19 protein-coding genes and 1 riboswitch are annotated in these 18,697 nt (G+C 35.8%); of the genes, 12 read left to right on the forward strand and 7 right to left on the reverse strand.

Annotation, left to right across the window (positions count from 1 at the left end):
* Positions 1-263 precede the first annotated feature (263 nt).
* Positions 264-1,193, forward strand: a complete 930-nt coding sequence (gene hutG, locus DYE31_RS03190; protein WP_015901072.1) for a formimidoylglutamase — start codon at positions 264-266, stop codon at positions 1,191-1,193.
* Between the two features lie 94 nt (positions 1,194-1,287).
* Here the strand turns inward: hutG and DYE31_RS03195 are convergent, their stop codons facing one another.
* The gene (locus tag DYE31_RS03195) at positions 1,288-2,166 is read right to left on the reverse strand and encodes a LysR family transcriptional regulator (RefSeq protein ID WP_015901071.1); all 879 of its coding nucleotides are present in this window, start codon (positions 2,164-2,166) and stop codon (positions 1,288-1,290) included.
* 604 nt (positions 2,167-2,770) lie between these two features.
* Here DYE31_RS03195 and DYE31_RS03200 point away from each other — a divergent pair.
* The 9 genes from DYE31_RS03200 (at position 2,771) to DYE31_RS03240 (ending at position 13,506) form a co-directional block, all read left to right on the forward strand.
* Positions 2,771-4,096 carry a YjiH family protein gene (locus DYE31_RS03200; protein ID WP_231839074.1) on the forward strand — a complete coding sequence of 442 codons (1,326 nt, stop codon included), beginning with the start codon at positions 2,771-2,773 and terminating at the stop codon, positions 4,094-4,096.
* Positions 4,097-4,126: 30 nt separating this feature from the next.
* Complete coding sequence (hutU, locus tag DYE31_RS03205) at positions 4,127-5,815, forward strand: urocanate hydratase (RefSeq protein WP_015901069.1); 1,689 nt, start codon at positions 4,127-4,129, stop codon at positions 5,813-5,815.
* A complete protein-coding gene (gene hutI / locus DYE31_RS03210) occupies positions 5,808-7,070 on the forward strand; it encodes an imidazolonepropionase (protein ID WP_015901068.1) in 1,263 nt (420 codons plus the stop codon). Before hutU ends, hutI begins: the two co-directional genes overlap by 8 nt.
* A 149-nt stretch (positions 7,071-7,219) precedes the next feature.
* Positions 7,220-8,413 carry a SulP family inorganic anion transporter gene (locus tag DYE31_RS03215; protein ID WP_015901067.1) on the forward strand — a complete coding sequence of 398 codons (1,194 nt, stop codon included), beginning with the start codon at positions 7,220-7,222 and terminating at the stop codon, positions 8,411-8,413.
* The gene (locus DYE31_RS03220; RefSeq protein WP_015901066.1) at positions 8,391-9,506 is read left to right on the forward strand and encodes an amidohydrolase; all 1,116 of its coding nucleotides are present in this window, start codon (positions 8,391-8,393) and stop codon (positions 9,504-9,506) included. The genes DYE31_RS03215 and DYE31_RS03220 overlap by 23 nt, the downstream gene beginning before the upstream one ends.
* A 69-nt stretch (positions 9,507-9,575) precedes the next feature.
* Positions 9,576-10,457 (forward strand): SDR family oxidoreductase, encoded by an 882-nt coding sequence (locus tag DYE31_RS03225; protein ID WP_015901065.1) that lies wholly within the window; start codon positions 9,576-9,578, stop codon positions 10,455-10,457.
* Positions 10,458-10,637: 180 nt separating this feature from the next.
* A complete protein-coding gene (locus DYE31_RS03230) occupies positions 10,638-11,249 on the forward strand; it encodes a flavin reductase family protein (RefSeq protein ID WP_015901064.1) in 612 nt (203 codons plus the stop codon).
* 89 nt (positions 11,250-11,338) lie between these two features.
* A riboswitch (SAM riboswitch) is annotated at positions 11,339-11,436 on the forward strand.
* Positions 11,437-11,512: 76 nt separating this feature from the next.
* The gene (locus DYE31_RS03235) at positions 11,513-12,826 is read left to right on the forward strand and encodes a Na+/H+ antiporter NhaC family protein (protein WP_041613014.1); all 1,314 of its coding nucleotides are present in this window, start codon (positions 11,513-11,515) and stop codon (positions 12,824-12,826) included.
* A gap of 158 nt (positions 12,827-12,984) precedes the next feature.
* Positions 12,985-13,506 carry an SRPBCC family protein gene (locus DYE31_RS03240; protein WP_015901062.1) on the forward strand — a complete coding sequence of 174 codons (522 nt, stop codon included), beginning with the start codon at positions 12,985-12,987 and terminating at the stop codon, positions 13,504-13,506.
* A gap of 58 nt (positions 13,507-13,564) precedes the next feature.
* Here the strand turns inward: DYE31_RS03240 and glpT are convergent, their stop codons facing one another.
* From glpT to DYE31_RS03250, 3 genes are all read right to left on the reverse strand, one after another.
* Complete coding sequence (glpT, locus tag DYE31_RS03245) at positions 13,565-14,920, reverse strand: glycerol-3-phosphate transporter (RefSeq protein WP_015901061.1); 1,356 nt, start codon at positions 14,918-14,920, stop codon at positions 13,565-13,567.
* A gap of 136 nt (positions 14,921-15,056) precedes the next feature.
* Positions 15,057-15,224: a hypothetical protein gene (locus DYE31_RS12670; RefSeq protein WP_156248362.1), complete on the reverse strand. Its 168-nt coding sequence runs from the start codon at positions 15,222-15,224 to the stop codon at positions 15,057-15,059.
* Positions 15,225-15,542: 318 nt separating this feature from the next.
* Positions 15,543-16,079, reverse strand: coding sequence for a hypothetical protein (locus DYE31_RS03250; RefSeq protein ID WP_015901060.1), 537 nt, complete (start codon positions 16,077-16,079; stop codon positions 15,543-15,545).
* Between the two features lie 218 nt (positions 16,080-16,297).
* On the opposite strand from DYE31_RS03250, the gene DYE31_RS03255 reads away from it, so the two are divergent.
* Positions 16,298-16,933 (forward strand): HAD family hydrolase, encoded by a 636-nt coding sequence (locus DYE31_RS03255; protein WP_115314360.1) that lies wholly within the window; start codon positions 16,298-16,300, stop codon positions 16,931-16,933.
* Between the two features lie 12 nt (positions 16,934-16,945).
* Positions 16,946-17,128, forward strand: coding sequence for a hypothetical protein (locus tag DYE31_RS03260; RefSeq protein WP_015901058.1), 183 nt, complete (start codon positions 16,946-16,948; stop codon positions 17,126-17,128).
* A 54-nt stretch (positions 17,129-17,182) separates the two neighbouring features.
* Here DYE31_RS03260 and DYE31_RS03265 read toward each other — a convergent pair whose 3' ends face one another.
* The 3 genes from DYE31_RS03265 to DYE31_RS03275 all read right to left on the reverse strand — a co-directional run bounded on the left by DYE31_RS03265 (position 17,183) and on the right by DYE31_RS03275 (position 18,603).
* Positions 17,183-17,365, reverse strand: coding sequence for a hypothetical protein (locus DYE31_RS03265; RefSeq protein ID WP_015901057.1), 183 nt, complete (start codon positions 17,363-17,365; stop codon positions 17,183-17,185).
* Positions 17,362-17,715: a hypothetical protein gene (locus tag DYE31_RS03270; protein ID WP_015901056.1), complete on the reverse strand. Its 354-nt coding sequence runs from the start codon at positions 17,713-17,715 to the stop codon at positions 17,362-17,364. The genes DYE31_RS03265 and DYE31_RS03270 overlap by 4 nt, the downstream gene beginning before the upstream one ends.
* A gap of 66 nt (positions 17,716-17,781) precedes the next feature.
* Positions 17,782-18,603 (reverse strand): formate/nitrite transporter family protein, encoded by an 822-nt coding sequence (locus tag DYE31_RS03275; RefSeq protein ID WP_015901055.1) that lies wholly within the window; start codon positions 18,601-18,603, stop codon positions 17,782-17,784.
* Positions 18,604-18,697: the final 94 nt, after the last annotated feature.

Raw genomic sequence — 18,697 nt, forward strand, 5'->3', positions numbered from 1 at the left:
TAAATTTATTGTATGGAAACAAAAAACACCTAATTGCATTATACATCTGAATAATACAGAAATAAATTACTTGTCAAAAAATGACTCTGAATTGAAATACCATTGTAAAGGTTGTATCAGACTTATTAGTGTGAAAGCGTTTTGATTGTTGTCAGAGAAGGGTAAAGATGAGCCTACAAAGTGTAAATAATATCCAATAATTGAAACCGGATATATAAGCACTTATACTTAAACTGATGACGATTTTAAGGAGGATATGGATAATGTACAAACAAGCCAACCCAGATTTATGGCAAGGAAGAATTGATAGTGAAACGGATGAGTCGCAATTTAGACACTTCCAAACAATTGAATTAAAGGACATCAACGAAACGAAAGTGGACAAAAAAGCAGGCACAGGTATCTTAGGATATGCAGTAGATAAAGGCGTAGAACTAAACAACGGTCGTGTCGGAGCACAAGAAGGACCAGATGCAGTCAGAAAAGCATTCGGCAACCTATCTGTTTTGACACCATGTCCAGTATATGATTATGGAAATGTTTATCACGACCATGATCATTTAATTGACACACAAGAAGAATATGCTGAGTTAGCCGCTAAAATGTTTCAAAATCATAACTATTCATTTTTAGTCGGCGGGGGACATGATATTGCATATGCGCAATATTTAGCAATGCGTAAAGCATATCCGGATTCTTCAATTGGTGTCATTAATATTGATGCGCATTTTGATACACGTAAAGCAGATTCTTCTACTTCTGGAACAAGTTTCAGACAAATACTTGAAGGCGATGACAATGCAGATTACTTTGTGTTAGGCATACAATCAGCAAGCAACACAAAAAGTTTATTCGATTATGCTGAAGAACGCGGTATAGAATACGTAACAGCAGATGAAATCTTGCATGAAATTTCACCAACTATCAAAGATAAAATCGATCATTTTATTAATCGCCATGACGTCATCATGTTTACAATTTGCATGGATGTTGTAGACAGCGCGTTTGCACCAGGCGTAAGTGCACCAGCGGTAAACGGCTTGACACCGCATATCATTTTAGAATTATCCCGTCGTATTGTGGGGCATCCGAAATTAGTTTCTATCAGTGTGGCTGAAACAAACCCATTATATGATATGGACAATCGCACAGCAAAATTAGTAGCGTTGTTCTTGCATAACTTTATACATTAATAGCATAACAACAAACATAACGGACAGCATTTCATGTACTGCAACCACAAAGTCAGACTTTCAGGTGCAATACATCATAGCTGTCCGTTATTTTTTATTGGAATTTCCAATATGCGATACACTCATCAATTAAGGTATTGGCCGGTTCAGATAATTTTCTCTGCTCTAAATAATTAATATAAATAGTACGTTCAATCGACGGTTTGATTTTAACAGCATTTAAATGGTTGGCAGAAAAGGATTGATAATAAAAGCGCGGTATAATCGTATAACCTAATCCGCGATGGACGAATGTTGTAGCAGCTTCAAAACGATCAGTTTCCAGCACAATATTAGGATGGATATTTAAATGTTTGAAGTACTCATCCAGGTGTTTTCTGACTTGATATTGACGATTCGGTAATATGAGCGGAAGATGCTGTAAATCATCTGCTTTTTGTTCCGTTTCTTGAATCGCACCTTTAGGAGTAATCAAAACATACGGCTCATCATATAAAGGAACCGAAACGATGCTGTCACGCTCTATTTTTTCATTAGACAATGCAAAATGAACATCAAAATTCAACAAACTTGAAATGATAGTTTCCATACTATGCTGCTCTACAATCTGATAACGTTGTGTTTCATACTCATGATGGTGTTGCTGTATGACCATCGCTATCCAGGAACTTGTGGATTCTAAAATAGAAAATTTTATTCGCGGTGCATCTGAAATATTCAAATCATACATACGATCTAATGTTTTATGATAAGTTTCTACAAGAGATTGCGCATATTTATAAAACTGAATACCTTTTTCAGTAATTTTTAACTCTTTTGTAGTTCGAATAAATAAAGGATAGCCTAAATCCGCCTCCATTTTTTTAATAGAAGTTGTTAATGAAGGTTGGCTGATATGTAAAAATTGAGCTGCTTTTGTAAAGCTGTTATAACGAACTACAGCCAAAAAATATTCTAGTTGTATGATTTTCATAATCTGAACACTCCTTTCATTTTTTAAAATCAAGAAATATAAAGTTCCCCTTTAAATTATAAAGTAATTTGAAAAAACATGTGCTATATTTACAATTTGTAATCGACTTGAATCGCTTTTATCAAAGGTTTTAAGCCTGTTTATAGTTTTAAACTATGAATAATTAGTTTATTTATATTTGATGCTTATATTTTAGCATATTATACTTATGTTGTGAGGCAAGGGATACATCAATCGATTCAAACTGAATTTTTGGAAAATTCAAGAAATAAGATGAAGTTCTTTTCTCTTATTGAAATGGCAAATTGAGACGATGTTGGCGTCAATCTTATGTTGTTGAACTTTCTTAAGATGATATCCGCTTGCTATCTTTTCCTAGGAGAAATCAAACACAAGATTTTTCGAAAGCAAGCAAAAGTACAAAAGGGGTCGAAAGTGTACTTTCAAATGCTTGCAGCACATCGACAACTATATAAGAGATTCAGTGAATAGTATGTTATGGAGCTTAAGTCAACTAGGTTCAATCATAATCAGAGCTTTCACGTACTTGTAAAACAAAGGGGTGTCAAGTATGAAAACTGAAGCAAACTTACTATCTGAAGAGATGGAACTTCAATCGAGTTCAAAACCTGCCCAAAGTGAAAAAGGGGTAAAAATGTGGCGGTTTTACGCATTCAGCTTTATTGGAATTCTATGTTTCTTCGTTCCAGTGACAATTGGCGGTACGAATACCATTATTGTCGATCATGTCCATTTATGGATCAGACAATTACTTGGTCCGGCCATGCCTTATGTCGCATTGCTTTTGATTATAGCTGGAGCAGGGTTGCCTGTTGTCAGGCAGGATTTTAAAAAATCATTGACTGATTTTGTCATTGTCCTTTTTAAAGTGCTTGGTGCAGTCATTGGTATTATGTACGTATTTAAGATTGGTCCAGCATTACTTTTCAATCAAGATTATGGTCCGTTCTTATTCGATAAATTAATGTTACCGTTAAGTATTTTAATTCCGGTAGGTGCTGTTGCACTTTCATTATTAGTAGGATACGGATTACTTGAATATATCGGCGTTTTGATGCAGCCGGTTATGCGACCGCTTTTTAAAACACCAGGGAAATCAGCAGTTGATGCGGTAGCTTCTTTCGTTGGAAGTTATTCATTAGGATTGTTGATTACCAACCGTGTATATAAAGATGGGATGTATAACAAAAAAGAAGCAGTTATCATTGCGACAGGATTCTCAACAGTGTCGGCAACTTTCATGGTTATCGTAGCCAATACATTAGGTTTAATGGAACACTGGAATTTATTCTTCTGGAGTACATTAGTGATTACTTTTGCAGTCACTGCTATTTCAGCTCATTTACCGCCGATTCGCGGTGAGTCTGAAGAATACTATGAAGGTCAAGAAGGTGAGAAGGAAGTTGAAGTGACTGGCAGTCGTTTTAAAGCAGCATGCGACGAAGCGAAACGTCAATCTTATGATTCACTTCCATTGTTGAAAAATATTTGGTTGAACGTGAAAGATGGACTTGAAATGACAATGGCGATTTTACCATCTATTTTGTCTATCGGTTTTGCTGGATTGCTTTTAGCAAACTTCACACCGATTATTGATTGGTTGAGTTACATTTTCTATCCGTTTATCTATATCTTCCCGATTGGTGATAAAGCATTGTTGGCGAAAGCTTCAGCAATTTCGATTATTGAAATGTTCTTACCATCATTAATTGCAGTTAAAGCAACAATGGCTGTGAAATTTGTGACAGCTATTACAAGTATTTCTGCAATTATTTTCTTCTCAGCATTAGTACCTTGTATTTTAGCAACGGATATTAAAATTCCAGTATGGAAATTAGTGTTTATCTGGTTTATCCGTGTAGCTTTAACACTATTAATTGCAATTCCATTTGCGTTATTAATTTTTTAGAAAATGAATGAAACAAAGGAGAGATTGATTATGACTAAAGATGCAACTGCAAACGGCAGACAAATTAAAGCAAAAAAAGGTTTAGAAATCGAATGTAAAGGATGGGAACAAGAAGCGGTTCTACGAATGTTGTATAACAACTTGGATCCAGAAGTTGCAGAACATCCTGATAAATTAGTGGTTTATGGCGGTATTGGTAAAGCAGCTAGAAACTGGGAAGCATTTGATGCAATTGTCGATACATTACGTCGTTTAGAAGATGATGAAACAATGTTGGTACAATCTGGTAAACCTGTTGCTGTTTTCAAAACACATAAAGAAGCACCTCGTGTGTTACTTTCAAACTCTGTGTTAGTACCTAAATGGGCAAATTGGGATCATTTCCATGAATTAGATAAAAAAGGCTTGATGATGTACGGTCAAATGACTGCAGGAAGCTGGATTTATATCGGTTCTCAAGGTATTGTTCAAGGTACTTATGAAACATTTGCAGAATTAGCAAATCAACACTTCGGCGGTTCATTAAAAGGTACCATTACATTGACTGCAGGATTAGGCGGTATGGGCGGCGCACAACCACTAGCAGTAACAATGAATGAAGGTGTTGTTATCGGTGTAGATGTGGATCCTACACGTATTGAAAAACGTATTGATACGCGTTATTGTGACATCATCACTTATTCTTTAGATGAAGCATTAGAAAAAGCACAAGAAGCAAAAGAAGCAGGTAAACCTCTAGCAATCGGTTTAGTGGGTAATGCGCCGGAAGTTTATGAAGAAATTTTAAAACGCGACTTCCCGATTGATATCATTACTGACCAAACTTCAGCACATGACCCGTTAAATGGTTATGTTCCAGAAGGTTTATCTTTAGAAGAAGCGGATAAATTACGTGAAGAAAATCCAGAACAATATGTGAGATTATCTTCTCAATCAATGAGAAAACATGTGTCTGAAATGTTAGAATTCCAAAAACGCGGTGCTGTAGCATTTGACTATGGTAACAATATTCGTCAAGTTGCTTTTGATGAAGGAGAAGAACATGCATTTGACTTCCCAGGATTCGTTCCAGCATATATTCGTCCATTATTCTGTGAAGGTAAAGGACCTTTCCGTTTCGCAGCATTAAGTGGGGATCCTAAAGATATCGAACGTGCTGACCAAGCAATGCGTGAACTTTTCCCAGAAGATGAAAAATTATTGCGTTGGTTAGATATGGCAAGTGAAAAAATTGCTTTCCAAGGTTTACCATCTCGTATTGCTTGGTTAGGTTATGGCGACCGTGCAAAAATGGGCTTGAAATTGAATGAACTTGTACGTAATGGTGAAATTTCAGCACCTATCGTTATCGGACGTGACCACTTGGATTCAGGTTCAGTGGCTTCACCAAACCGTGAAACTGAATCTATGAAAGATGGTTCAGATGCAGTAGGTGACTGGGCAATTTTAAATGCTTTAATTAATACAGCGGCAGGCGGTTCTTGGATTTCATTCCACCATGGCGGCGGTGTTGGTATGGGTTATTCATTACATGCTGGTATGGTTATTGTTGCCGATGGTTCAGACCGCGCAAAAGAACGATTGAAACGTGTATTAACGACAGATCCGGGTATGGGTGTAGTAAGACACGCTGACGCAGGATACGAAATTGCGATTGAAACAGCGAAAGAAAAAGGTGTCGATATTCCAATGTTAAAGGAGCAAGATTCTAATGAGTAATGATTTAGTAATCCAAAATATTGCACAATTAATTTTACCGAAAAAAACGGATAAACCGTTAAAAGGTAAAGAACTTGATCAATTGAATGTGGTAGAAGATGGCACAGTTGTTGTAGATAACGGCAAAGTTGTTTATGCTGGTCCGCATTCAGACGAATATGAAGGTAAAGAAACAATTGATGCAACAGGTAAAGTTGTTTCACCAACATTAGTAGATGCGCACACGCATTTAGTATTCGGCGGTTCAAGAGAGCATGAAATGGCATTAAAACGCCAAGGCGCTTCTTACTTGGAAATTTTAGAACAAGGCGGCGGCATTCTTTCTACAGTAAAATCAACACGTGAAGCTACTGAAGAAGAATTGTTCAAGAAAACAGACAAAGCATTACGTGAAATCATGTCTTATGGTGTATTAACTGTAGAAAGTAAAAGCGGCTATGGTTTAGATAAAGAAAACGAATTGAAACAATTAAAAGTTTCACATGAACTTGAAGATAAATATGGTATTACGATGAAACACACATTCTTAGGACCTCATGCAGTGCCTGAAGAAGCAGAATCTAGCGAAGCATTCTTGCAAGAAATGATTGACTTGCTTCCAGAGGTAAAAGAATATGCTGATTTCGCAGATATCTTCTGTGAAACTGGAGTATTTTCAGTAGAAGAGTCTAGAAAATATATGCAAGCAGCAAAAGATTTAGGCTTTGATGTGAAAATTCACGCTGACGAAATTGATCCATTAGGCGGATTAGGCTTAGCAATCGATGAAGAAGCGATTTCTGCAGATCACTTGGTTGCTTCAAGCGAAGAAGATAAAAAAGCGTTGCATGATAGTAATACAGTTGCTGTGTTATTACCAGGTACAACGTTCTACCTTGATAAAGAAGGTTATGCAGATGCACGTGGTATGATTGATAATAACGGTGCGGTTGCAATTGCATCAGACTTCAACCCAGGCAGTAACGTGACGAACAATCTTCAATTGGTAATGACAATTGCCAACTTGAAATTGAAATTATCTCCAAATGAAGTTTGGAATGCAGTTACAGTGAACGCTGCAAAAGCAATTGATGCAGATGCAGGTACGTTAGAAACTGGCGACGATGCAAACTTTGTTATTTGGGATGCACCAAACTATGAATATATTCTTTATCATTATGGTATCAACCATGCTGAAAATGTTTATAAAGATGGAGAATTATTTATTGATAATACAATCAAAGTCAATACTGAATCAGAAAAAAGCAAAGCTTAATGATTAAGTAAATTTAACGAGAGCTGCGGTACTTGAAATTACAAGTATTGCAGCTCTTTTTTTGTTGTGGTTTTTAAGTTTTGTTCTCTAAAATATTCTGACAACTATGTTAAGATATAGGAATACAGAAAGAGAAGGGGAGAGCAGTCGTGAGAGTTGAACGTTATGCAGAAGAGTGGCAAGGAAATATTAAAGATAATGTGTTTGCCGGTATTTTAATTGCTCTTTCAGCATTGCCTGGTGCGATTGCTTATTCATTTATAGTCGGTATGAATCCGTCTATCGGTTTATTGAGTATGGGGATTATGATGATAGTACTCAGTTTGACAGCAGGGCGGACACTAATGATTACTGGTCCGAGCAGCGGTATAGCTTTAGTAGCAGCACCGCTTGTAGCCAGTCATGGTCCGATGTATTTAATTGCAGCCAGTATGGTAATGGGGATTTTACAAATATTATTTGGAATATTTAAAGTGGATTGGCTGATTGATCGTATTCCTATAGCAGTGGTTATTGGTTTTATGAATGCGTTGGCACTACTTTTAATGTCTTCTCAACTGCCGAGCATATTCGGTATTTCAACGGCAACTTATATTTTTGCGGTACTGTCGTTTTTAATTATTTGGCTTGTGCCACGGTGGATTAAGTTTATACCCGCACCACTTATTTCGATTGTTATTTTGACCATAATTGCACATTTGATTCATCCTCATTTGAAATATGTGCATGATTTAGCAGATATCCATGTGGTAATTCCGAAACTGCAATGGGAGGTTCTGCCATTATTTTCTAATACACATGCGCTATTAGTTATTCTTGGTTATGGGGTGACAATGGCGACAGTTGGGACACTGCAATCACTATTAACTGCTAAAGCGTTAGATGTTTTAACGAATGTAAGTAGTAATGAAAATCAAGAATCGATGGCACAAGGATTAGCTAACTTTGCTTCTGGATTATTTGGTGGTTTTGGCGGCAGTGCATTAGTAGGACAATCTAAATTTAATGTCAAAATAGGGGCTACAGCACGATTTTCAACCTTAGTCACTGCATTTTTCTTATTGCTTACTATCTATGTATTAGGACCTGTGATTTCCCTGATTCCGATGGTAGTGTTAGCTACGGTTTTAATATCAATCGCTTTTAATACGTTTGATAGAAGAACTTGGATGGCAATCAAAAAAGCGCCTGTTCAAAATACAGCAACAATTTTAATCACAATGATTGTCACTTTGACTACTAATAATTTAGCATTTGGGGTTGTTTCAGGTTCAATAATCTATTTCATAGTTAAATTTTTCAAAAAAGGATGGGGTAAAGATGACAGACATCAATCAAGTTAAAGAATGGAGACGAACATTTCATCGTTATCCAGAAGTGTCATATAAAGAGTTTGAAACTACAAAACGTATTCGTCATATTTTAGAAGACAATGATATTAAAATAGTGGATTATCCGCTTCAAACAGGTCTCGTAGCCGAAGTAGGCCAAGGCGACACAATCGTGGCTTTACGCACAGACATTGATGCATTACCGATAACAGAGCAAACGCATCTCGACATTCAATCAACTACTGAAGGCGTGATGCATGCGTGCGGGCATGATATTCACATGGCAACCATCTTAGCAGCAACAATGAAATTAAAAGCACAAGAAGCAACTTTGCCAGGACGTGTGCGTATTTTATTCCAAGCAGCTGAAGAAGTCGGAAGCGGCGCGCAGCAAATGGTAGAAGCAGGAGTACTGGAAGATGTAAAAGTAGTGACTGGATTCCATAATGATCCTACATTAAAAATCGGTGAATTTGCGATTAAACCTGGCGCAATGACCTCAGCCGTAGACCGTTTTGCGATTCGTATTCAAGGTAAAGGAGGACATGCGGCTAAACCAGAAGAAAGCAATGATCCAATGATTATATTAGGTCAACTGATGACAAGTATCCAATCCATTGTCAGTCGAAATATTTCAGCATTTGATTCAGCCGTTGTAACTATCGGAGAAGTTTCAGCAGGCAATACATGGAATGTCATTCCTGACCAAGCTTACATACAAGGAACAGTACGCACTTTTAATGCAGAAACGAGAGAGAAAACAGAAAAACGTATGCAAGATATATGTGATGGGCTTGCGAGCGCATTTAATGCTGAGATTGAATTAGAGTATATTCATTTGCCGAACGCTGTCATCAATGATGAAGTGTTGACACAAAAAGCGATTGAAGCAGCAAAAGATACAGGTTTTAATGTGGAACATCTGAAAGAACCTAAAACAATTGGTGAAGATTTTTCGGCAATGAGTGATACGGTACCTGGTGTCTTTGCTTTTATAGGTTCTGAAAGTGAATATGATTTACATCATCCTAAATATAATCCTGATGAACGTATTTTAGAAAAAGCGCCTGACTACCTTGTAGGATTAATTCAAAAATTATTTTAATGTAAGCATGAATGGATTTTAATGTGCAGGGTATAAGAAAACTATCAAACCAAAATAGGAGTGATAGGAATGGCACTTCAAGATCCACGTAAAAAATTTTCGGATAAAGATTTTCCAAAACAAGAACAACCTTGGCCGGGTCTTCAAAAAGACATGGACCCTAAACCAGATTGCGGTGAGGAATCTTATATCGGACATGGTCGTTTAGAAGGATTAAAAATGTTAGTAACAGGCGGCGACTCAGCAATTGGACGCGCTGTTGCGATTGCGTATGCAAGAGAGGGCGCATCAGTCGTTATTAATTACCACCCGAAAGAAGAAGATGACGCACAAGATGTGAAACGTGTCATTGAAGATAAAGGCGGCACAGTTTTCTTATTGCCAGGTGATATTACAGATGAAGACTTTAACTATGAACTTGTAGAATATGCAAATGATCGACTAGGCGGATTAGACAATGTCACTCTAGTTGCAGGATATCAGCAATATCATGAAAAATTTGAAGATTTTAAAACTGAAGACTTTACAAACACATTTGAAACAAATGTTTATCCTATTTTCTGGACAGTACAAAAGGCTTTAGAATATTTACAACCAGGCGCTACAATTACAACAACGACATCTATTCAAGGCTATGACCCGAATCCATTACTGCATGACTATGCAGCAACAAAAGCAGCAATTGTCTCATTAACTAAAAGTCTTGCGAAAGAATTAATCGAACGCGGCATTCGTGTTAATTCAGTTGCACCAGGTCCGTTCTGGTCACCATTGCAAATTTCTGGCGGACAGCCTCAAGATAAAATACCAGAATTCGGTCAACATTCATTGATGGGTCGTTCTGGACAACCTGTTGAATTGGCCAGCACTTATGTACTCTTAGCTTCTGGAGAATCAAGTTATACAACTGGCCAAGTGTATGGTGTAACAGGCGGTAAACAAATCAACTAAGAAAAAATATATTAAAAGTTAATATTTGAGATATACAACCCTCGACATGAGTCGGGGGTTTATGATTTCAGTCAAAATTATGATTCTTTATTAAGTTTTGAAGTACAAACAGTTTGTTGGTAATTCTGTATCGTTTTTTCTAAGATAAAGTCATTAATATAAATCGAATGAGGTGCAAGTATGAAACAGTTTGATCCGAATGAATTAACTCAAAGAGATAATTATAAGTTATTGAGCGGAAGTGTGTTGCCGCGTCCTATTGCATTTGTTACATCGCAAGATAAAGAAGGCAATATCAATGCAGCACCATTTAGTTTCTTTAACGTGGTCAGCAGTAATCCGCCGATGATTATGATTTCTACAGGACGTCTTAATGGTAAACGTAAAGATACATCAGTAAATATTGAAACAATGGGTGAGTTTGTTGTACACATTTCTCAACTCTCTATGATTGAAGGTATTAATGAAACAGCAGCACCGCTAGCGCCAGGAGAAAATGAATTAGAGCATACAGATTTTAAAACAATTCCTTCTAGTATAGTAGATGTTCCAGCGATAGAAGGTGCAAGTATCCGTTTTGAATGTAAGTTAGATCGTCTTATTGAATTAGGAGATGATGAATCAGGGAATGATTTAATTATCGGCCGAGTAGTTCAATATCATATTGATGACGATGTCTATATGGATCCATTCAAGATTGATGTTAAAGCATTACAGCCTGTGGGTCGTTTAGCAGGTAATGATTACGTGGAATTAGGGAAAGAGTTTGTGATTCAACGCCCAACTGAATAATCTATTAATAAATAGTTAAACTTTTGACGATTGACGTAAAACAGTTTGCGTGATAAGTTTAAAAAGATTCAAAATTTAAAAATAAATATTGCTTATCAAGAGAGGTGGAGTGAAGGGCACTTTGAAGCCTCGGCAACATGGAATGCGTGTGCCAAATCCCATAGCGATAATTGCTAAGAGATAAGATATTAAATATTTGTCCTTTTTTCTTAGCCGAGAAAAAAGGACTTTTTATTTATCAAATGAGAGGTGTAGAAGAAAACATGGCTGAAGAGAAAAAGAAAGGTAATGCTTGGGCACTGATTCCTTTGATTGTATTTGTCGGTCTATTTTTAGGAGTCGGCATTATTACAGGTGATTTTACTAAAATGCCGTTGAATATCGCGATTACCATCGCTGTAATTGTGGCATTACTGATGAATCGCAAACAAAAATTTGCAGATAAAGTTGAAGTTTTTACAAAGGGAGCAGGACATTCAAATATCATTTTAATGGTCCTCATCTTCGTGTTAGCAGGTGCCTTTTCTAAGGTAACTGAGGATATGGGCGGAGTGAAATCAACGGTTAACCTTGGTTTATCACTCATTCCAGGCAACTTGCTGATTATTGGTTTGTTCGTCATTTGTATGTTTGTGTCTATTTCTATGGGAACATCTGTAGGTACAGTTGCTGCAATTGCACCTGTAGGATTTGGAATTAGTCAGGCTACTGATATTCCATCTGCGCTTGCAATGGCTACTGTAGTAGGCGGTGCAATGTTCGGGGATAATTTGTCCATGATTTCTGATACAACAATTGCTGCTGTACGTACGCAAAATACTCGTATGAGCGATAAGTTTAAAGTGAACTTTCGTATTGTTTTGCCAGGTGCGATTATATCTATGATTATTTTAGGTGTCTTGACGCACAGTGCAACCATTAATAGTTCAAAAAATTATGATTTTGATCTTGTAAAAGTAATTCCATACTTATTAGTATTGATTTTGGCACTCATTGGTATCAATGTAATTATTGTATTGATTGGTGGTACAGTACTTTCAGGTATTATCGGATTGTTAGATGGCTCATTTAATTGGATTAAATTCTTAAAAGCTGCTTCTGAAGGTATGATCGGTATGGAAGACATCGCGATTATCGCATTAATGATTGGCGGTTTAATTGGATTGATTCAACATTATGGCGGTATCACATGGCTGTTGAATTTTGTTAGAAGCCGGGTGAAATCTCGCCGAGGTGCTGAAATAGGAATTGCCAGTTTAGTCAGTGCAGCAGATATTTCTACTGCTAATAATACAATCTCGATTTTAATGGCAGGTCCATTAGCTAAAAATATCGCAGATGAATATGACATTGATCCTAGAAAGTCAGCAAGCATTTTAGATATCTTCGGCAGTTGCTTCCAAGGTTTATTGCCTTATAGTCCACAAGTGATTGCAGCGGCTGGTGTTGCAGGTATTTCACCATTTATGCTGATGCCTTATTCGATATATCCAATTATACTTGGTGTGAGCGGCTTAGTAGCAATAATTTTCAATTTACCAAGATTGAACAAAAAGAAAGATAAAAAAGCGGCGTAGTTAATTTTTACTTTCACACAAGAAAAATGTTAAAGTAATCTTGTTGCAATATTAGTGTAAAACCGTGCATTTCATAAGGCTTTTCAAATTGATTACTTTGGCTTATGTATTAGAAATGCGTTAAAATAATGTTGAGTGTGAAAGTAGGTGACGACAGAGTGGCAAGATATAACATAGAAAATGATGTGGTAGTCATTTCTTTGGAACGATTAATGCGTATCAATCCTGAATTAATTTATCAAGCATGGACAGATGCAGATGTTATGAGACGTTGGTTTATGACATCTAATCGCTCAAACAAATCTATAGACTTGATTCCAGAAGAAGGTCGACGTTATGAAATCGTTGATGAACGAAATGGCAAAACGAATAAAATTACAGGTGTTTATCAAGAATTAGAAGCACCCAATCGTATTGTGATGACGATCGGAATGCCTGAACTAAGTGATAAAGAAGACACGATTGAAGTTGAAATCTTTGAACGTGAACCAGGTTCTGATATCACACAAATGAATTTCCAATATACTGCTGTTGTTCCGAAAGAACGACGCTGGACGACATTGGAATACAAGCAGCAAAAGAAAGAATATCATGATTCAACTGCACATGGATTTGAAAATATGTTTGTGAAATTACAAGATATTTTGACAGAGATGCAGAAAGAACAAGAAGAATTTTAAACGAAAAAGAAGCGGTACGTCACTTTTAATGTGAAGACGTACCGCTTCTTTTCATGTATTATACTGTTTCTTGACCACGTTTATTCCAAGTTAAAATAAAGCTGAACATTGCAAGTAAACTTACAATCGTTAATAAAATAAAACCTACATTCCAACCGAATTGATCAACCACAAATCCAAGTACAATATTTGCCATCACTGCACCAAATAAGTAACCGAATAAACCAGTTAAGCCAGCAGCCGTACCAGCTGCTTTTTTCGGTACGTAATCAAGTGCCTGTAATCCAATCAGCATAACAGGACCATAGATTAAGAAACCGATAGCTACTAAAGAAAGATTATCAATCCAAGGATTACCAGCTGGATTCAACCAATAGATAAGGACGAAAATCGTAACACCTAACATAAAGAAGAATCCTGCAGGACCGCGTCGTCCTTTGAATAGCTTATCTGAAAGCCATCCGCACAGTAATGTACCAGGAATACCTGCCCATTCATAAAGGAAGTAAGCCCATCCTGATTCTTTCATGTCAAAATGTTTTTCTTCACTTAAATAAACAGGTGCCCAATCTAAAACGCCGTATCGTACAAAGTAAACAAAGATATTTGCAAAAGCTATTGCCCATACCCATTTATTATTTAAGACATATTTGAAAAGTATTTCTTTTGTCGTCAACTCTGTTTCCATTGTTTCTTTTGATGCGTTCGGATAATCATCACGATATACCTCAATTGGAGGTAAACCTTGAGATTGCGGTGTATCTCTGACTAAGAAGAATGAAATAATTGCGATAATAATTGCGAATACAGCGGGGTAGATAAATGCACCTTCAAAACCCTTTAAATAACCGAAATTATAAAGTGCAGTCATCGAAATGCCCCAAGTTGCTATTGGTGCCATCAAACCGCCGCCGACATTATGTGCGACATTCCATAAAGCAGTTTTACTGCCACGTTCACTAACACTGTACCAGTGTACTAAGACACGTCCAGATGGCGGCCAACCCATACCTTGGAACCATCCATTTAAAAAGAGCATGATGAACATAATCAGTATGCCGGACGTAAAGAATGGTACAAAGCCAAGAAGTAAATTGATGATGACAGTTAAAATTAAGCCGAGACTTAAGAACACACGCGCGTTACTCCTGTCACTGACCATTCCCATTACAAACTTACTGAAGCCATAAGCAATGGAAACAGCAGATAATGCAATACCTAATTGCCCTTTACTAAACCCTTGATCAATGAGATCTGGCATTGCTAATGAAAAGTTTTTGCGCAGTAAATAATAGCCTGCATAACCGATAAAAATTCCTAAAAATACTTGTAATCTTAATTTTTTATATGTATTGTCCACTTCATCACTCGGCAAAGGTTTCCGGGGAGAAGGGGGCTTTAAAAAATTAAACATAGAAGTGCCTCCTTTTACAAAACATTAATATTATCTTAATATTAAATTTACAAAAAGACAACGCTTCCATAAAAAATATATAGTTGATAGATTTTTACAGAAATAGAAATATATAAATACAGTTTCTGCATTATTATTATTTCTTTTTTTTATTTTCATTAGAAAGTAACACTAAAGATACGGCTATTAATGGTAATAAGAAAGATTTACTAAGTTCAAACTGTCCGTCAAGGACAAAAATAATACCATTATATATAGCAAGTCCCATTAGATAATAGATTAAAAATAGATAAACTTTCTTCATACATATATCCTTTCAACATACATTTTTGTTAATTATAAATTATAACAAAAACATCACTAACTGGATTCTAATTCAATACAATGGAAAAGAACGACTTCCGTAATGAAAAATGGTCGCTTTCTGCATGCTCATTGCGAAAAATATATTCTTTAAAACACCTGAATATGTAGATGTTTTAAAGATATAGATTGAAAAGATCTTGAAGAGAATAAAGTTAAAATAAAAAGACGATGGAAAATATAGAAGTTTTCATCGTCTTTGGTATATACAAATAAAAAAAGAACATTTCATGATAAGAAACGTTCTAAAAAATCACTGCTATGAAATTGTGCTGTGTTTATATTGAGCGACTCTTGGGCGATAGTTCACGCACAAGACATCAATATTTTTAGTCGCTAAAGTATGAATTAATTTAGCGATGACACGTGGTGTGCAAGAAATATCAATATATTGTTGTGTCAAAATATAATTAATATCTTCTTGATGTGTCAAGTACTGCATAATATCAATAATCTTGTCTTTAATGAATACATCTTGCAAGCCATCGATTTTAAGTTTGAAATGCATCATTGCTTCAATATTTGCTTCAGTTTGGAAAATAAATTCTTTTTGAGATAATGGTAAGACTTGATAAATAGGATAATTATGGAAACTAAGGAAACTGATAAAATAAGGCAAGTTGCATTTAGGAATATGAACTTTCAATACAAGCTGTTGTTTAACTTTCATAAATTCTGCTTGAACAGCGTGGCTGCTTTGAAGTTGTTTGCATTCGTTGAGTAGGTGTCTGCGTTTTAGCCATGTCGATAAGTTTCCGATATTAATAATAAATGTGTCATATTTATCTAAAAACATAGACGATTCCTCCAGGAGATGTAAGATGGATTTGATTTCAAAAGAGGTAATATTAATACGTGCTGTTTCAAATTCATTTAAATTTTACCACTCTTTAATTTAAATTTCACTAGGACTTTTGGATGAATCTATACTGGAAATGTAAGAGACTTAATGAACTTAATAGAAATGATATATGATAAGATGAAGCTAAATCATTATTGGAGGATTAATCACAGATGAAATATAGAGCAGTTGTATTTGATTTTGATGGGACAATTATTGATACAGAACAACATCTATTCGAGACGATAAATAAGCATTTAGAAATGCATGGAAAAACGCCTATTTCTATTGACTATTATCGTGCATCTATCGGTGGTGCTGCTTCTGAGTTGCATACATATTTGGAAAATGAAATTGGTGAAAAAGAGACAGAAGCATTGTATGATGATCATCATACCCAAAGTGCCCATTTGCCTATGATAGAAAATATACGCAAGTTGATGAATCTGTTAGAAAAGAAAAGCGTTCCAATGGCAATAGCTACAAGCAGCAGTCGTTCTAATATACAACCTACTTTAGAAGCCTTGGATTTACCTGAACGAATGTCAGTGATTGTAGGAAGAGAAGATGTAGATGAGGTAAAACCAGCACCGGACTTATATTTAAAAGCTGTGCAAGAATTAAATTTAAATCCTGTTAGCTGCTTAGCTATTGAAGATTCTGTGAATGGCGCAACCGCAGCTGAAACAGCCGGGCTTGGTGTTATAGTTAATACGAATGCTATGACAGAGTTAATGAATTTTGATGCATTGCAATTAGTGGGTAAGAATATGACTGCTGATCAAATAGATACTGAATTTTTTAATTAAGCAGGTGAGACCATGATTATTTTATTTTTTCTTGCAGGTCCTATCATTATTGCGATTGGTAATTTAGTCTTAGGACCAATATTTAATAAGAAAATACCGATGAATGTCCGTTTTCGTGCATTTATGATAGGCTCAACGATTTATCTCATTACTGCATATCTATGTTATATCTTAGTTTTAAAAGGAAAATTATAAAGAAAAAGGCTTGCTTTTGTTGATATTATCAGCATAAGCAAGCCTTTTGTGTTGTTATTTTGTTGCAAAATATAATCCTACTACGACTAATAAAAGTAATATTGCATCTATACCTATCATTAAAGCACGGCGTGATGTTGCTTCGCCATTTTCTTTTAAGCGCTTATACATTATATAATTCGGTATGAGATTTGCAATTAATAGAACGATTATGAGTATAATGAGTATTATTTTCATTCAGAATCTCCATTTCTAATTGTTGATAACAAGTCCCAGAGAAAGGCAATGATAATACCAATAATCACTCCGGCGCCTACTCCGATTTTCATATGTCCAGTTAACTGTCCGATAACGATACCAAGAATAACTGTAATAGGAAGGACAATACCAAATTTTATTTTTCTAGCAGGAGAAGTCAACGCACTAAACATAGCAATATAACAAATCCCGAAGACAAGTGCTGCGCCAATGGATAGCAATAATGTGTGCATCATTGGTGCATGACTTCCCATACGATTCAAGAAAAAGAATAATGCTCCAAAAATAAATGTATATAAAATAGCGCGAGAGACAAGTTGTTTAGACACTACTGACGTCTCCTTTCATATTGAATAGTCAAATTATAACATATCAATAGAAAGGAACTGTATTAATCATTCTTTTTCAAATTGATGATGGTCATTTAAGAAAGCATAAAACAGACCAATGATAAGACCGCCACCGATATAGTTACCAATAAAAGCAGCGATAATATTGATCACTGCCGGCCAGAAATGCAGAACATCAACATTATAAACAATACCGCCGATAAATAGACATGCATTGTAAACAACGTGTTCATATCCCATAAATGCGAATACTGCTACCCCGAACATCATGACGAACATTTTCGCTAAAATATCATCAATCTGCATTGCAATAACTAAAGAAATATTAATGAAGAAGTTGGCGAAAATGCCTTTAGCCAGTAGTTCTAAAAAGCTTGCTGTCATCGTTTTATGATGGATAACTTCAGAAAGTTGTTTCATCATGTCAGGTGTCATACTATCGCTCATACGTAATATTAAGAAGAAGGCTAATGCACCTAATATATTACCTAAGAAACATAGCATAAAGATTTTGAATACCCGCCAAGGTTTAATGACGCGATAATACATTCCAACAGTAAAATACATAAAGTTGCTGGTTAAAAGCTCAGAGTTTGTAAATAAAATCAATACTAACGCAAAACTGAAGGCAATCGCACCGACAATATTGACGATTCCAGCAGTGGTATGATCAATTAAACTTGCTTTGATTGCGAGTACGAAGACTGAAATAATACTAATAATAAAACCAGCCATCATCGCACGAAGTAAATAGCGACGCATAAATGTAGCTTGCAGTACATCTTTCGTACGAATTGTAGCAACGACATCATTAACCCACTGTCGTCCATAAAATACTTTATCCCAACGAATATTCTTTTCATTCATCTTGCTTTCTCCTAACATTGTAAAATACAAGATTTAGTATAAGGCGTGAATATAGTTTTGTGAATACTTTCACAAATAAGTTTTTAAATTTTTT

Origin of the sequence: Staphylococcus carnosus, from assembly GCF_900458435.1 — a bacterium.
GTDB lineage: Bacteria > Bacillota > Bacilli > Staphylococcales > Staphylococcaceae > Staphylococcus > Staphylococcus carnosus.

Bases quoted from the DNA above. Each gene is read 5' to 3' on its own strand.
- DYE31_RS03260 (WP_015901058.1), top strand. From the start codon at position 16,946: ATGATTATTTTATTTTTTCTTGCAGGTCCTATCATTATTGCGATTGGT.
- hutI (WP_015901068.1), top strand. From the start codon at position 5,808: ATGAGTAATGATTTAGTAATCCAAAATATTGCACAATTAATTTTACCG.
- DYE31_RS03225 (WP_015901065.1), top strand. From the start codon at position 9,576: ATGGCACTTCAAGATCCACGTAAAAAATTTTCGGATAAAGATTTTCCA.
- DYE31_RS03220 (WP_015901066.1), top strand. From the start codon at position 8,391: ATGACAGACATCAATCAAGTTAAAGAATGGAGACGAACATTTCATCGT.
- DYE31_RS03255 (WP_115314360.1), top strand. From the start codon at position 16,298: ATGAAATATAGAGCAGTTGTATTTGATTTTGATGGGACAATTATTGAT.
- DYE31_RS03250 (WP_015901060.1), bottom strand. From the start codon at position 16,079: ATGTTTTTAGATAAATATGACACATTTATTATTAATATCGGAAACTTA.
- DYE31_RS03230 (WP_015901064.1), top strand. From the start codon at position 10,638: ATGAAACAGTTTGATCCGAATGAATTAACTCAAAGAGATAATTATAAG.
- DYE31_RS03195 (WP_015901071.1), bottom strand. From the start codon at position 2,166: ATGAAAATCATACAACTAGAATATTTTTTGGCTGTAGTTCGTTATAAC.
- DYE31_RS03275 (WP_015901055.1), bottom strand. From the start codon at position 18,603: ATGAATGAAAAGAATATTCGTTGGGATAAAGTATTTTATGGACGACAG.
- DYE31_RS03265 (WP_015901057.1), bottom strand. From the start codon at position 17,365: ATGAAAATAATACTCATTATACTCATAATCGTTCTATTAATTGCAAAT.
- DYE31_RS12670 (WP_156248362.1), bottom strand. From the start codon at position 15,224: ATGAAGAAAGTTTATCTATTTTTAATCTATTATCTAATGGGACTTGCT.
- DYE31_RS03235 (WP_041613014.1), top strand. From the start codon at position 11,513: ATGGCTGAAGAGAAAAAGAAAGGTAATGCTTGGGCACTGATTCCTTTG.
- hutU (WP_015901069.1), top strand. From the start codon at position 4,127: ATGACTAAAGATGCAACTGCAAACGGCAGACAAATTAAAGCAAAAAAA.
- hutG (WP_015901072.1), top strand. From the start codon at position 264: ATGTACAAACAAGCCAACCCAGATTTATGGCAAGGAAGAATTGATAGT.
- glpT (WP_015901061.1), bottom strand. From the start codon at position 14,920: ATGTTTAATTTTTTAAAGCCCCCTTCTCCCCGGAAACCTTTGCCGAGT.
- DYE31_RS03200 (WP_231839074.1), top strand. From the start codon at position 2,771: ATGGAACTTCAATCGAGTTCAAAACCTGCCCAAAGTGAAAAAGGGGTA.